Raw genomic sequence first — 13,417 nt, forward strand, 5'->3', positions numbered from 1 at the left:
GTGTTTAATAAAAGTTTTGGTGCATGGACGCGATGATTTGCACTGTCGTTCCACCCTTCTCGTTATTGAAAATGTTAAAGAACAGCCTGTTTTTATACATAAGCTTTAACCGGCTTACGGTGTTTACCATCCCCATGTTCCCAAGACCAAGCGATTCGCGTTTCAACTCGTGAGCCCCGTGATCGGATCGCTCCAGCGTACTCATAATCTCATCCGTCTTCGATGGATCGATGCCGCTGCCGTTGTCACTGATTTCAATCGCCCATAGACCGTTGTAAAGCTTTGCCTTAATATCGATTTTCCATGGCGGATCCGTTCGCTCAAACGCATGCTCGACGCAATTTTCAACGAATGGTTGTATGACAAGCCGTGGCAGCAGGATCGGACAGGCCGCAGGATCTATTTGAATATCCCAGACCAGATCGTCCTCATAATTTTGCTGAACCAAGGATAGATAACGTTTCGTATGCTCCATTTCCTCAAGAAGACTGACATGCTTGTATGGCGACGAAACGATGTACCTCAAACTTTCGGATAACTGACCGCACATCTTGGACACGGTTTCGCGCTTGCCTTCCTGGGAAGCTATGCTGATCAAATACAGCGCATTATGGATGAAATGGGGGGCAATATGCGCCTGAAGAGCCGAGTTCCTTGCCATCACCTCTTCGTGGACAGCCTGCTTTTCGCGGTCGATCGAAGCCTGCAGCCGCTCAAGCATTTCGCCGAACGCTTCGTTCAGCAGCTGCAATTCGTTATTGTGCAGCCGCCGGTCAGCCTTCACGTTCAAATTGCCGTAATTCATTCGCATCATTTGGCTGCGCAGCCTGCGGATAGGCAGGACAAAATTTTTAGCCGAAAAGTAAACATAGAGCAGCGAGAAGACCGTAAGGGAGACGATTAAAATCATTGAGAAATACTTCACTGAATTTACATCGCCCAGGACGGACGCTTTGGATGTCACGATAATGGTCGTCCAGCCGTTATCGGCGGATTGCTGATAAGCGATATAATTGCGCGAGCTGTCGGTATTGATTCCTCTGGCAGTCATTCCGGGCGCTATCGGCTGAACCTGCTGAATCGGATTCGCCCCAGTGGATTTGACGATGGTCTTACCGTCGGAATCCGTCACATAGACCCTCGATCCAACCACGCCATCCGCCACCTTTTGCAAGTAAGAATGATCCAACAGAATGTATAAGTAGCCGTAAATCACTCCGTTCTGGTCCGTAATAGCACGGATAAAGGCAAAGGCGTCGGGCTGCTGCGTGTACAAAATATAACTCGAATTTGCCAATTTGCTCGAATAGCGGCTATCTTGAATGACGGGTTTCAGGGACGCCGGGGTGTTATTCCCGATGTAAGAGGCTGCTTGTTTTCCGTCCGGGTCATATATGACCATATCACGGATGTCGATGCTCGGGCCAAGCGCCTGGAACATCATATCCTTCAACTCGCGTATACGCTCCAGATTATAAGCTGCCAGCTGATTGTTAGTGGTAAGGGTATCAAATACGTGCTTGTTGGACAGGATCCGCTGGGACAGCTGGTTCTGAACATTGATATAGTCATCGAGCAGCTCCGATAGATTCGTTGCGGTCTGAAGCGCCTCGTCAACCGTTTTTTCCTTCAGCGGATGTACGACGAACCAATTGACATAGACCAGAAAGCAGCCAAGAATCAGCAGCAGCAGCGGAAAGAAGGTAAGCACAAGCTTCGTCTGCAAGCTGGTCTTGTTGCGGAAGTCCAAACTGGTGAACAAGTCGTCCTCCTTTCTCCATGGAGTTCAGAATATTACACATCAAGAGTAAACCATGGACATGTACCAGATATGACATCAAATTTATAATCGATATTGTAAACGCATCCATGGAAAGTTACAACCATTCCGATTAAAGGGGGAAGTTTAGTGAGAAAAATAAACAAACGTACAGGGGCAGCTTTATGCGTTCTTGCCTTATCTCTTGCTCTGTCTGCTTGCGGCTCCAACTCAAATCAAAACTCTGCAGGCGGGAAGTCAGGTTCCGGCAGCAAAGTTACGCTGCAGTTGGCGATCTCTAAGAGTTCCCAGGACTCCGCATTTGTAGATCAGGACTTGCTGAAGAAATTTGAGGAGCAAACGGATATTCATGTGGAGCTTCAGCTGCTCCCGTCGGAGCAGGTGACCACCGTCCTGCAAACCAAACTTGCCGTGGGTGAAACGCCGGACATTGTGCAGTATAATCTCGCGAGCGCCAAGACGGACTTGAACCTGGCCCGCAATTTTGAAATTCTCGACGATCAGCCATGGGTAAGCCGCCTGCTCAATAAGGAGGTGCTGTCCGCCGACGGGCATGTATACAGTTTCCATGTCAGTCAGGATACCGGCATGCAGGGCGTTGTGTACAACAAGGACATGTTCAAGGAGCTTGGTTTGTCTGTTCCTAGCAGTTATGAGGAGTTTCTGGACGTCTGCGAGAAGCTCAAAGCCAAAGGAATTACACCCATTTTTATGCCGTTTAAAGATGCGTGGGCAACCAACATCTGGCCTGGTGCCGCGTTCGCGGATTATGCGAGTAAGCATGATCCGACGTTCTGGGACGATGTGAATTCGGGAAAGAAAAAGTGGACGGACGTGCCGGAATTCGAGACCATCGTGAACCAGCAATATGACCTGTATAAAAAAGGCTATACGAACACGGACATTCTCAGCGATACCTATGACATGGCCGTCGGCAAGTTTATCAACAAGGAAGTCGCGATGATGTTCATGGGCGATTGGCTCATTCAGGACGTGGAAACGAAAAGTCCGGACACCCATCTTGGACTGTTCCCGATTCCCTACACGGACAATGCCTTGCTTGGTGCCAGCCCCCTTGGCGGGCAGCTGTTCATTCCTAAGAAAACGAAGCACATAGAGGAAGCGAAAAAATTTCTTGATTTCCTGGGATCCCCGGAGATCGCCCAGCAAATCGTGGATGAGCAGAAGTATGTCTCCATTTTTAAAGATGTGAAAACACCTCAGCTCCCGGAGTACAAACAGGAGATCGTGGATCTGTACATTACCCCCAAGAAAACGGTCACCACGATGAATGCCTATACGTTGGTCGATATCAGCGAATTATACCGGAATTTCCAGGATGTATTTGCAGGCGGCAAGACAGCCAAAGATGCACTGACCGTTTGGGATGAGAAATTTGCTCAGCTGATGAAGGACAAAGGGATCGAAGGATTTTAAACCAGGAGGATGCATCGCATGAAAATCAATAAACGGCTGTATTCCTATTACATGATTTGGCCGGCGCTGCTTATTTACAGCCTGTTTTTTGTCTTCCCGACAGTGATCGGACTATTTTATTCCTTTACAGACTGGAGGCTGGACCGGGAGGAAATTCATTTCAACGGCTGGACGAATTTCAAAACGATTTTTTCGGACGATACGCTGCTGCTGGCCTTGAAGAATACGTTCATTTTTGCGGTCGTAACGGTCGTATTTAAAAACGTGATCGGCATTGCCCTCGCGGTTGCGCTCAATATGAATCTAAAAACGCGGAGCGGATTACGGGCCATATTTTACTCGCCGTCCATCCTTAGCGTCATGGTCATCAGCATCGTATTTACGCCACTGCTCCGATCCGACGGGGCGATTAACAAAATTTTTGAGGTTGTCGGTCTGCATTCCCTGTCCCAGGCGTGGTTAACCGATCCTGGCATTGTGATCCTCACGGTTTGTGCCGTCGCGATCTGGCATTCAGCCGGCTTTCAAATGGCAATCTATCTCGCGGGTCTGCAGTCTATTCCCAGGGATTATTACGAAGCAGCGACCATCGATGGAGCGGGCTCATGGAAAAGCTTCCTGAACATCACGGTTCCGCTCCTTCTTCCGGCCATCAACATTAATGTCATGCTTACGCTGATCGGAGGATTAAAGGTGTTTTCCGAGGTGTTTGTCCTGACCGGCGGCGGACCGGGCAATGCTTCACAAGTCATCGGAACGATCATCTTCCGGTCATTCGGCGAAGGTAACTGGGGCCTCGGCACGGCGGTCAACACGCTGCTGTTCGTCGTGGTTACGATCATTTCGATTCCACTGCTGGTCTTTATGCGGCGGAAGGAGGTTGCTGAATAATGGAACTGAAGAGTAAAAGAGTGCAGAATGTTGTCGTGGAAGTCCTGATGCTGATGTTGTCGCTGATCATTCTGCTCCCGATCCTGATTATGCTGTTCGGATCATTCAAGACCAATGTCGAGGTGTTGGATTTCTCGTTAAAGCTGCCCACCGAGTGGCAGTTCAGCAATTACAGGCAGGTATTCGAGGAAGGAAATCTGCTGCGAGCGTTCTGGAACGGGGTGCTGATCACCGGGATATCCTCTATCGTCAACATTGTGACCACGTCCGCTGCTTCTTTTGTGATCGTGAGAAGGGAATCGCGGCTTTCCAACATCCTGTATCTGTTTTTTTTCATGGGGCTGATTGCCCCTATGTCCACGATTACGACGATCCGTGTCGTGCAGTGGATGGGCTTCTATGGCAGCATCACGAGTGTCATTTTGATTTACGCCGCCTTGAATACGGCCTTCAGTGTCTTTCTGTACAACGGGTTTATCAAGTCGATTCCGAAGGCGCTCGATGAAGTGGCTTTCCTGGAAGGGGCGGGAATGCTCAGCGTATTTTTTCGGATCATCGTGCCGCTGCTCGTTCCGGTCAACGCGACGGTGGCGATCATGGTCTTCATGTCGGTATGGAATGACATTTCGATTCCGATTTACTTTCTGACGGACAGCTCGAATTGGACGATGCCACTGTCGGTTTATAATTTCTACGGCAAGTACAGCCGCGACTGGAATCTCATTTTTGCGGATCTGGTGCTGACATCGCTGCCGGTGCTCATCCTGTACTTATTCGCCCAAAAGTATATTATTGGCGGACTGACGGCGGGAGCAGTAAAGGGTTGATCGGGTTATTTAATAAGATGAATAAAAAGAGGACGCCATGGATATGGCGTCCTCTTCATTTTGCTGAGCTTGAAAGATTGCCGCTTGGTTAATGAACCACCTCGATAAATCTCGTCGCCGCCGCCGAAATCGGCATGTTCCGCATCACCATGAGGCCCACTTTGGAAGGGGGGATCTCGACATCCAGCTTAATTTCGAACAGCGAGCCTTCCTTCAGCTCCTTGGAGACGAATTCGCGCGTGACATAAGAAATGCCGAGCCCCCGCTTGGCGAATTCGATCAGCAAATCGACGCTTCCCACCTCGATGTCGGGCTTCAGCTCATGTCCGTATTTTTCGAACAGCTCCGTAATAGCCATGCGCACCCGGCTGTTCCGCGAAAACAGAATGACGGGATACTCCATCAGCTGTTCCATGGTCAGCGCCTGTCCCTTCAGCTCCGCATACCTTTCGCCCGCCACAAAGCAGTCCTGCAGCTCGATGCTCTCCGTCACCTCCAGCTGGGAGTCGACGATCGGCATCCGGACGACGCCCAGGTCGATCCGTCCATCCTTTAGATAGGAGATCACTTCCGGCGTCGTGCCGTGGTTCAGGTGCAGCTTGATTCCCGGATACTTGACGTGAAATTCCTCAAGAAACGGAAGCAGGTAATGCTTGAACAACGAATCGCTTCCGCCGATCCGCAGCTCGCCGCTGTCCAAATTTTTGAGCGCCACCATCTTTTCTTCAGCCAGGGTGATGAGAATTTGGGATTGTTCAATATAGGAAAATAAAATTTTTCCTTCCTGCGTCAGGCTTACCCCTTTGGAGTTGCGGTAAAACAAAGTGACGCCGATCCGCTCCTCCAGCTGCTTGATGGCATGGCTGACGCTTGGCTGGGTCAGGTACAAGGCCTTGGCAGCCTGGGTTAAACTTCCCGTCTTCGCGGCCCAATAAAACACTTTATACAACTCATAATTGTTAGTCATAGATATGATCTATATCTCCTCAGAAATATATTGATTACATGTATGGCACATATTTGTATTATAGTGAATCCAAGACACAGAAACCAGAGCTTTTTCGACAGAAACCGAAGTGAAAGTCGTAAAGCTTTGAAAGGAAGGAGCAATTGAGATGAACCCTACAACTTTTGTATTGTTTGGAGCGACTGGCGATTTGGCCAAGCGCAAAATATATCCTGCTCTGTATCATTTATATATTCATGGAAAGCTTCCGGAAGCTTTCTCTGTGATCGGCCTCGGCCGTAAAGAAATGACGGATGAGACATTCCAGGCTCACGTCAAGCAGTCGCTGTGCGACTTTTACCGGCTGAATGTGAAAGAGGACGACTCCCTGCGGTCATTCCTGGGGCTCTTTGGCTTCAACATTCTGCACATCGATGAGACGGATCACTTCGTCCGGTTAAAAGATCGGGTGGAAGCCTGGGAGCAAGGAATCGGCGGAAAATCGAACCGCTTGTTCTACTTGTCCGTTGCGCCGAACTTCTTCGGTACCATCGCCTCCCAAATCGAGAACAGCGGCCTTGGCAGCGTAACGGGCTGGAAACGCCTCGTGATCGAGAAGCCTTTCGGCCATGACGTCGCTTCGGCCCGCGAACTGAACGACCAGCTGAGCCAAGCCTTTGCAGAAGAAGAAATCTACCGGATTGACCATTATCTCGGCAAATCCATGGTGCAGCGGCTTGAGGCATTGAAGCAGGCGAATCCTGTCATTCAGGCGTTGTGGACCAACCGTTTTATCGCCAACGTTCAAATTACGGCCGACGAGACCGTAGGGGTGGAGGAACGCGCGGGATACTATGACAAAGCCGGCGCCCTGCGGGACATGTTCCAAAACCACATGATGCAGCTGCTCATGATGCTGACCATTCATGCGCCGCACAACATGGCTTCGGCGGAGAACGTCCAGCTCAAGAAAAAGCAAGTGCTTGAAGCACTCGATCCGCTGCAAAAGCAGGATGTGCTTACCCGTATCGTGCGCGGGCAATACACGGCCGGATCCATTCAAGGCAAACCGGTTCCTGCATACACCGCCGAGCCCGGCATCTCCGAAGATTCGATAAACGATACGTTTATCGCGGCCAAGCTGCATATCGATAATTACTACTGGCGAGGCGTTCCATTTTATATCCGGACAGGCAAACGTCTGGCGTCGAAGAGCACACGCATCGTGATCGAATTCAAGGAACCGCTCAGCACGGCGACGCATGCGGAGCAGGCGACCATGCCGAATCTGCTGGTCATTGAAATCGGACCGAAGGAAGGCATCACGCTGCAGCTGAATGCGAAGGATCCGGATCACCCGAACGGCTTTAAACCGGTCAATATAGATATGTATCCGGACCGTAAGGAAGCCCAGGAAGCGTACGAAACGCTGATTCACGATGCACTGAACGGGGATTCCACCTTCTTCGTCCATTGGGATGAAGTCGATCTGTCCTGGCAGTGGGTGCAGCCGATCCTGGAAGCATTCGCCGCAAACGAAGTGCCGCTGCATCCTTATGCCGCCGGTTCGCACGGCCCGGAAGCAGCTCATGAACTGCTTGCCGCAGATGGATTCCATTGGTGGTTCGACGACGAAGCCGAAGCCGGCCAAACCGCTTCCGAGCAGCTTGTAGAGCAGGTCACCGCCAGCTGATTATAGGTTCTATGCTCGTATTCCGAGCCAATCATATATTGAACATTCACAGGAGGTTGTAAGATGAAATTTTTTATTGATACCGCCAATCTGCAGGATATTCAATCCGCCTACAAAATCGGGGTTCTGTCCGGAGTCACTACGAACCCGTCCCTGGTTGCCAAGGAAGGCGTGAAATTCGAAGACCGAATCGCCGAAATTTGCCAGGCTGTGCCTGAAGTGGAATCCGTATCGGCGGAAGTGACGCCGGATGCGGAAACCGCCGAGGAAATGATTGCCCAGGCGAATGAGCTGATCAAGATCAACAACAACGATGAGAAAATCACGATCAAACTGCCGATGACTCTTGCCGGTCTCGAAGCCTGCCGCTATTTGTCCCGCAAAGGGGTCAAAACGAACGTAACCTTGATTTTCAGCGTGAATCAGGCGCTTCTGGCAGCTCGTGCCGGCGCAACATACGTTTCACCGTTCCTGGGTCGTCTGGACGATATTTCCGAAGACGGCGTCCTTCTGGTGGACAAAATTGCGCAGCTGTTCCGCACGCATAACCTCGATACGCAAATTATTGCGGCTTCGGTGCGCCATCCGGACCATGTCACCCGCGTTGCCATGGCCGGCGCTCACATTGCGACCGTACCGTTCGGCGTTATCGCGCAAATCGCCAAGCATCCATTGACGGATCAAGGCCTGGTTAAATTTGCGGCCGACTGGAAAAGCAGCGTTAAGTAAACATAAGAGAGAGAGCTGGAGGAGAGAGAAACGATGAGCAAACAGCAAATTGGCGTGGCCGGTCTTGCCGTCATGGGCAAAAACCTGGCTATGAATATGGAAAGCAAAGGCTTCGCAGTCGCTTTATATAACCGTTCACCAGAAAAAACGAAAGAACTGCTCGCCGAAGCCGAAGGGAAAAACTTCGTTGGCACATTCAGCATCGAGGAGTTTGTACAGTCGCTGGAAACACCGCGCAAAATCATGATGATGGTCAAGGCCGGCGGACCTACGGACGCACTGATCGAGCAGCTCGTTCCGCATTTGGAAGAGGGAGACATCCTGATTGACGGCGGGAACGCCTTTTTCCCTGATACTGAGCGCAGATACCGTGAGCTTCAGGCCAAGGGCATTCGCTTTATCGGAGCCGGGGTATCCGGCGGCGAAGAAGGAGCCCTGAAAGGTCCGGCCATCATGCCAGGCGGCCAGAAGGATGCCTACGAGCTCGTTGAACCAATCCTTACGGCCATCTCGGCCAAAGTCAAAGGAGATCCTTGCTCGACGTACATCGGCGAAGGAGGATCCGGTCATTACGTGAAAATGGTCCACAACGGCATCGAGTACGGAGACATGCAGCTGATCGGCGAAGCTTATCATCTGCTGAAGGATGTGCTGGGACTCGGAACGGAAGAGCTGCACGACATTTTCACCGAATGGAACCGCGGCGAGCTGGACAGCTACCTGATCGAGATTACGGCGGATATTTTCTCCAAGAAGGATCCGGACACCGGCAAGCCGATGGTTGACGTCATTCTGGATGCGGCAGGACAGAAGGGAACAGGCAAATGGACGAGCCAAAGCTCGCTGGATCTCGGCGTGCCGCTGTCTATCGTGACCGAATCGGTATTCGCCCGTTTCCTGTCGGCGATGAAGGAAGAACGCGTGGAGGCAAGCAAAATCCTGAAAGGGCCGCACACTGCTCCGTATGAAGGGGATGAGCGGGAGTTTGTGGAAGCCGTTCGTAAGGCGCTGTACGCCAGCAAAATCTGTTCGTACGCCCAAGGCTTCGCGCAGCTGCGTGCTGCTTCGGAGGAGTATAACTGGAACCTGAACTTCGGCAGCATTGCGATGATTTTCAGAGGCGGCTGCATCATTCGTGCCCGTTTCCTCGAAAACATCAAGCAGGCTTACGACAAAAATCCGGAGCTTAAAAACCTCCTGCTCGACGATTACTTCGGCTGGGTCGTTACCAACTACCAAGATGCTTGGAGAAACGTTGTGTCCGTTGCCATGCAGCGCGGCATTCCGGTTCCGGCTTTCGCCTCCGCACTGGCTTACTACGACAGCTACCGCACGGAGCGCCTGCCGGCTAACCTGCTGCAAGCGCAGCGCGACTACTTTGGCGCGCATACGTTCCAGCGTGTCGACAAGGAAGGTACGTTCCATTTCCAATGGATCGAGTCCGAAGAATAATCGGTTGTGATTCATTAAGAAAGCGTCCCGATGCGAGAGCATCGGAACGCTTTTTTTGTTCAAAGGAGCGGAACCCTATTCATCGAGTGAACCTGTATCATATACCAGCGGTAAGTACTTATTGTTGCTTAGGAACCAGGTTCCTGCGAACCTATCATCTCCACAATACATGAAATCGCCATTGCCGCCGCCGGGGAGCATTTCTTAAAGGACACGGCGGCCAGAGCGATGCATCTCGAGGCTTCTGGGGTTAGCGGCCGTGCCACCAGCCCTGCAGGAGCTGAGGCAAGGATCGTTTCCGGCAGGATGCTGATGCCGAGTCCGCTTCGAACCATCGCCATAATGGCATGATCGTCCTCAAGCTCAAACCGGACGCGGGGAACCGCGCGTTGTCCGTCAAACCACGCTCTCACATCCGTATCGCATCCTTTGGCAGGCATAATAAACGGTTCATTAGCAATATCCTCCAGCGATATAGCAGCTTTTGTGCACTGTTCATGACCGGCCGGCAGAACGCACATCATCTGATCCCGTATGAGCGGTGTTGTTTCCAGGCCATGCGAAGAAGGGAGGTTCACAAAACCGAAATCTGCATCCCCTTCCGCGATCCAGCGTTCAATATCGTGATAATGCCCGTCGAGCAGCCTGATCTCAATCAACGGGTACTTCTGCTGAAAACGGTGAAGTATATCCGGCAGCCAACGGATGGATATGCTGGTGAACGTGCCGATCGTGACCGTACCCCGCATCAGCCCCTTGATCTGATCCGCCTCTTGGAGCATGTTTGCCTGCAATTGGATCATTTCCTTCATATATCCCCACAGGCGTTCTCCGTCATGGGACAGCCGGACACCTGACCGGCCCCGGGCAAGGATCTGGATACCCAATTCCTGCTCGAGGCTAATGATCGCACGACTCACCGCCGACTGGGTTAAATTCAGCTGTTCCGCCGCTTTGGTCAGATTTCCGGTTTCGACCACTTTTCCGAGAATTTCATATTTCACCAAAGTCATATTAAAGCACTCCCGCCATGAAAAATAATCATCGTATCCATTTTAAACATTCATTTTATTTATTGTAAGTGGCCCAGGTATAATGCAAGTAGAAAACGGATAAGGGGAGAAGAAAGATGGGAGCTATTGCGAAAACACCGGAACCACCGTACTATGCGGTGATTTTTACTTCAGAAATGTCCGAAGGAGAGAACAGAGGGTATGGGAAGATGGGAGACAAAATGGTTGAGCTGGCTTCGAAGCAGCCGGGCTTTCTCGGAGTCGAAAGCGTTCGGGGAACGGATGGAATCGGGATTACCGTCTCATATTGGGCGTCGCTTGAGGCGATCAAGGCCTGGAAAGAGAATTCCCTGCACAGGGTGGCTCAAGACAAAGGCAAGAGCGAGTGGTACGCACGGTTCGGTTTGCGGGTGAGCAGGGTCGAGAGGGACGATTTTATGAATTGTTGAACCGCTAATCCTACTGAAGCCGGAAGAGTAGCCCCTTTTAACCTGATTCATAACTAAATTGTATGATTATGCTTTTAGAATATATTTTTAATATGCAGCGGCTCGTCATACAATGAAATTAGTTTAGCGGCGTACGATGAATAGGGGGGATTCGAATGGGAAAACAATTTCCGGCTATGCTCCCTGAGCATATGGAGTTTATCCGGAAGCAGCATCTGTTTTTCGTCGGCACGGCGCCGATGTCGAATGAAGGACACGTCAACTTGTCGCCAAAAGGCTATGACTCGTTTCGGATATTGTCCGATCATCGGGTCGCGTATCTGGATTTGACCGGAAGCGGCAATGAGACCAGTGCCCACCTGGAAGAAAACGGCCGGATCACGATTATGTTTTGCGCGTTTGAGGGGCCAGCGAACATCTTGCGTTTGTATGGAACAGGGACGGTGGTTTTACCGGAGAGCAGGGAGTGGGAGCCGCTATACGATTTGTTCGATCCGATGCCGGGAGTCAGACAGATTATTACGGTCGAAGTGCACAAAGTGCAAACGTCCTGCGGTTATGCGGTACCCTTTATGACGTACGAGAAGGAAAGGGATACGCTTCACCGGTGGGCGGAGCACAAAGGTGAACAAGGGCTGCACAACTACTGGCAGGAAAAGAATAAGCGCACGATCGACGGGCTGCCGACTCCATTAGGGAAACGGCTGGGGTTGTAGCCATATAAATAAGCCGTCATGAACGAACAGCCGATAACGCAAAACAAGCCGGGGTGGGTCCGGGCTTGTTTTCGTGTGTGGGCTGCGATGCGTCAAAGTTGTGATAGGGGTGCGGGAACTTGGCCACAAAAGTTCTAAACGGCAATCAATCTATGAGGTCACCGTCGGAGGGCAAACTAAGCACAGGCACATCCAGAAAACGGGAAATTGCCAGTGCGCAAGCACCCATGACGCAGGATTTCCGCCCCATGCCGGACAGCGTAAGCTCCCGGTAATGACTGATTTGGGAGCGTAGTTGATATTGGATGCTCTGCAGCGAATCCGGAACCATCCGCAGCAGCTCGCTGTCGATGACGACGACGTCCGGATTGTACATATTGATGACATTGTTCAGCCCGATCGACAGATAATAGACAAATTGATTCAGGGCTTCCGACACGCGTGCATCGTCTTCGGCGAGGCGCCGGCCGATCCGTTCATAATCCGCGGCGTCGCCCGGTTCGGCCGCCAGAATGTTCCGAAGCACGCTGGTCTCCGAAGCATACTTCTCCCAGCAGCCGCGGTTGCCGCAAGCGCACGGCTCACCGCCGGGAACGACGATCATATGGCCGATTTCGCCGGCGAAACCTTCATGACCGCGAAAAAACTTGCCGTCCATGATCATGCCGAGTCCGATGCCGGAATACAGCGTCACGCAGAGCAGGTTGTCGGTCGTATGGTGAGCGTACGCACGCTCGGCAAAAGCGCTCAGGTTCGCGTTATTTTCCAAATGGATGGCTGTTCCGACTGCGCGCTCCAGATCCTGCTTCAAGTCAACGTCCTGCCATTGGAAGCGGGGGACGAATTTGATCTTCTCATCATTGGACACCAGACCGTGTATGGCCAGCACGATGCCGACAAGCCCGTAGCGGCTGTCCGTGCATCGGCTCTGATAACGGCGGATCGAGGAGGCCAGCAGCTGAACGATATTCTCATAGGCTTCCGCAAGGATCGGAATGGTTTCCGTTGTAACCGGGCGGCCGCTCAAATCGGACAGCATGAATGTCGCTTGTCCCGCGTCCAGGTCAATGCCGAGCGCATATCCGGCCTGGGCATTCAGCGAGAGCATAATTGGCTTGCGTCCGACAGGGTTATGCTCCAGCTCGGTTTCTACGACCAGTTCTTCAACCAGCAAATCTGCGACTTGCGCGGATATCGTAGCCCGGGTCAATGCCGTAATCTTGGACAGATCTGCTCTGGAAATCTTACCTTCCTTCAAAATTTCCCGTATAATCAACGCCCGGTTGATCTTTTTAATATATGAGGCGTCACCCGTTACCATCTGTTTCCTCCAATTTTTGTACGTAATGAAAATTCAGCATGAACAACATTGTAACATGAACCGGCTTCGACCCGCTCTGCAATTACCCGATTGACAAAGGCGTGGGGAGTTGGTACAGTACGGATATATTTTGTAAGTTTAATAAACAAATTAAAATTTGTAA

Annotated in this window: 12 protein-coding genes; 8 read left to right on the forward strand and 4 right to left on the reverse strand. The window is 51.4% G+C overall.

All coding sequences use genetic code 11. From position 1 onward, the window contains the following. Positions 1–4: 4 nt before the first annotated feature. Positions 5–1,762: a sensor histidine kinase gene (locus tag CJP46_RS06215; protein WP_094594686.1), complete on the reverse strand. Its 1,758-nt coding sequence runs from the start codon at positions 1,760–1,762 to the stop codon at positions 5–7. A 147-nt stretch (positions 1,763–1,909) separates the two neighbouring features. Between CJP46_RS06215 and CJP46_RS06220 the strand changes: the two genes are divergently transcribed. The 3 genes from CJP46_RS06220 to CJP46_RS06230 are packed head-to-tail and all read left to right on the forward strand — an operon-like array spanning position 1,910 to position 4,935. Continuing rightward, positions 1,910–3,217, forward strand: a complete 1,308-nt coding sequence (locus CJP46_RS06220; protein WP_094594687.1) for an ABC transporter substrate-binding protein — start codon at positions 1,910–1,912, stop codon at positions 3,215–3,217. Between the two features lie 18 nt (positions 3,218–3,235). Further along, positions 3,236–4,108, forward strand: coding sequence for a carbohydrate ABC transporter permease (locus CJP46_RS06225; protein ID WP_094594688.1), 873 nt, complete (start codon positions 3,236–3,238; stop codon positions 4,106–4,108). Next, entirely contained in the window at positions 4,108–4,935 is an 828-nt protein-coding gene (locus CJP46_RS06230; protein ID WP_094594689.1) for a carbohydrate ABC transporter permease, read from the forward strand. The genes CJP46_RS06225 and CJP46_RS06230 overlap by 1 nt, the downstream gene beginning before the upstream one ends. An 88-nt stretch (positions 4,936–5,023) precedes the next feature. Here CJP46_RS06230 and CJP46_RS06235 read toward each other — a convergent pair whose 3' ends face one another. Then, positions 5,024–5,902, reverse strand: a complete 879-nt coding sequence (locus CJP46_RS06235; RefSeq protein WP_094594690.1) for a LysR family transcriptional regulator — start codon at positions 5,900–5,902, stop codon at positions 5,024–5,026. Between the two features lie 148 nt (positions 5,903–6,050). On the opposite strand from CJP46_RS06235, the gene zwf reads away from it, so the two are divergent. The 3 genes from zwf (at position 6,051) to gndA (ending at position 9,755) form a co-directional block, all read left to right on the forward strand. Then, positions 6,051–7,574 (forward strand): glucose-6-phosphate dehydrogenase, encoded by a 1,524-nt coding sequence (gene zwf, locus CJP46_RS06240; RefSeq protein WP_094594691.1) that lies wholly within the window; start codon positions 6,051–6,053, stop codon positions 7,572–7,574. 63 nt (positions 7,575–7,637) lie between these two features. After that, positions 7,638–8,303, forward strand: coding sequence for a fructose-6-phosphate aldolase (gene fsa / locus CJP46_RS06245; protein WP_094594692.1), 666 nt, complete (start codon positions 7,638–7,640; stop codon positions 8,301–8,303). A 33-nt stretch (positions 8,304–8,336) separates the two neighbouring features. Beyond that, positions 8,337–9,755 (forward strand): NADP-dependent phosphogluconate dehydrogenase, encoded by a 1,419-nt coding sequence (gene gndA / locus CJP46_RS06250; RefSeq protein ID WP_094594693.1) that lies wholly within the window; start codon positions 8,337–8,339, stop codon positions 9,753–9,755. Positions 9,756–9,883: 128 nt separating this feature from the next. On the opposite strand, the gene CJP46_RS06255 is transcribed toward gndA, so the two are convergent. Further along, positions 9,884–10,768, reverse strand: a complete 885-nt coding sequence (locus CJP46_RS06255; protein ID WP_094594694.1) for a LysR family transcriptional regulator — start codon at positions 10,766–10,768, stop codon at positions 9,884–9,886. Positions 10,769–10,884: 116 nt separating this feature from the next. Between CJP46_RS06255 and CJP46_RS06260 the strand changes: the two genes are divergently transcribed. Together CJP46_RS06260 and CJP46_RS06265 are read left to right on the forward strand one after the other, a co-directional pair. After that, positions 10,885–11,217: an antibiotic biosynthesis monooxygenase family protein gene (locus CJP46_RS06260; protein ID WP_094594695.1), complete on the forward strand. Its 333-nt coding sequence runs from the start codon at positions 10,885–10,887 to the stop codon at positions 11,215–11,217. 155 nt (positions 11,218–11,372) lie between these two features. Beyond that, positions 11,373–11,933 (forward strand): pyridoxamine 5'-phosphate oxidase family protein, encoded by a 561-nt coding sequence (locus CJP46_RS06265; protein ID WP_094594696.1) that lies wholly within the window; start codon positions 11,373–11,375, stop codon positions 11,931–11,933. Between the two features lie 145 nt (positions 11,934–12,078). Here the strand turns inward: CJP46_RS06265 and CJP46_RS06270 are convergent, their stop codons facing one another. Beyond that, a complete protein-coding gene (locus CJP46_RS06270) occupies positions 12,079–13,254 on the reverse strand; it encodes an ROK family protein (RefSeq protein ID WP_094594697.1) in 1,176 nt (391 codons plus the stop codon). Between the last annotated feature and the right edge of the window lie 163 nt (positions 13,255–13,417).

It is taken from the genome of Paenibacillus sp. XY044, assembly GCF_002257645.1.
Taxonomy (GTDB): domain Bacteria; phylum Bacillota; class Bacilli; order Paenibacillales; family Paenibacillaceae; genus Paenibacillus_AQ.

Coding starts and splice junctions, on each gene's coding strand:
- fsa (WP_094594692.1), top strand. CDS start 7,638: ATGAAATTTTTTATTGATACCGCCAATCTGCAGGATATTCAATCCGCC.
- gndA (WP_094594693.1), top strand. CDS start 8,337: ATGAGCAAACAGCAAATTGGCGTGGCCGGTCTTGCCGTCATGGGCAAA.
- CJP46_RS06265 (WP_094594696.1), top strand. CDS start 11,373: ATGGGAAAACAATTTCCGGCTATGCTCCCTGAGCATATGGAGTTTATC.
- CJP46_RS06235 (WP_094594690.1), bottom strand. CDS start 5,902: ATGACTAACAATTATGAGTTGTATAAAGTGTTTTATTGGGCCGCGAAG.
- CJP46_RS06255 (WP_094594694.1), bottom strand. CDS start 10,768: ATGACTTTGGTGAAATATGAAATTCTCGGAAAAGTGGTCGAAACCGGA.
- zwf (WP_094594691.1), top strand. CDS start 6,051: ATGAACCCTACAACTTTTGTATTGTTTGGAGCGACTGGCGATTTGGCC.
- CJP46_RS06230 (WP_094594689.1), top strand. CDS start 4,108: ATGGAACTGAAGAGTAAAAGAGTGCAGAATGTTGTCGTGGAAGTCCTG.
- CJP46_RS06260 (WP_094594695.1), top strand. CDS start 10,885: ATGGGAGCTATTGCGAAAACACCGGAACCACCGTACTATGCGGTGATT.
- CJP46_RS06270 (WP_094594697.1), bottom strand. CDS start 13,254: ATGGTAACGGGTGACGCCTCATATATTAAAAAGATCAACCGGGCGTTG.
- CJP46_RS06225 (WP_094594688.1), top strand. CDS start 3,236: ATGAAAATCAATAAACGGCTGTATTCCTATTACATGATTTGGCCGGCG.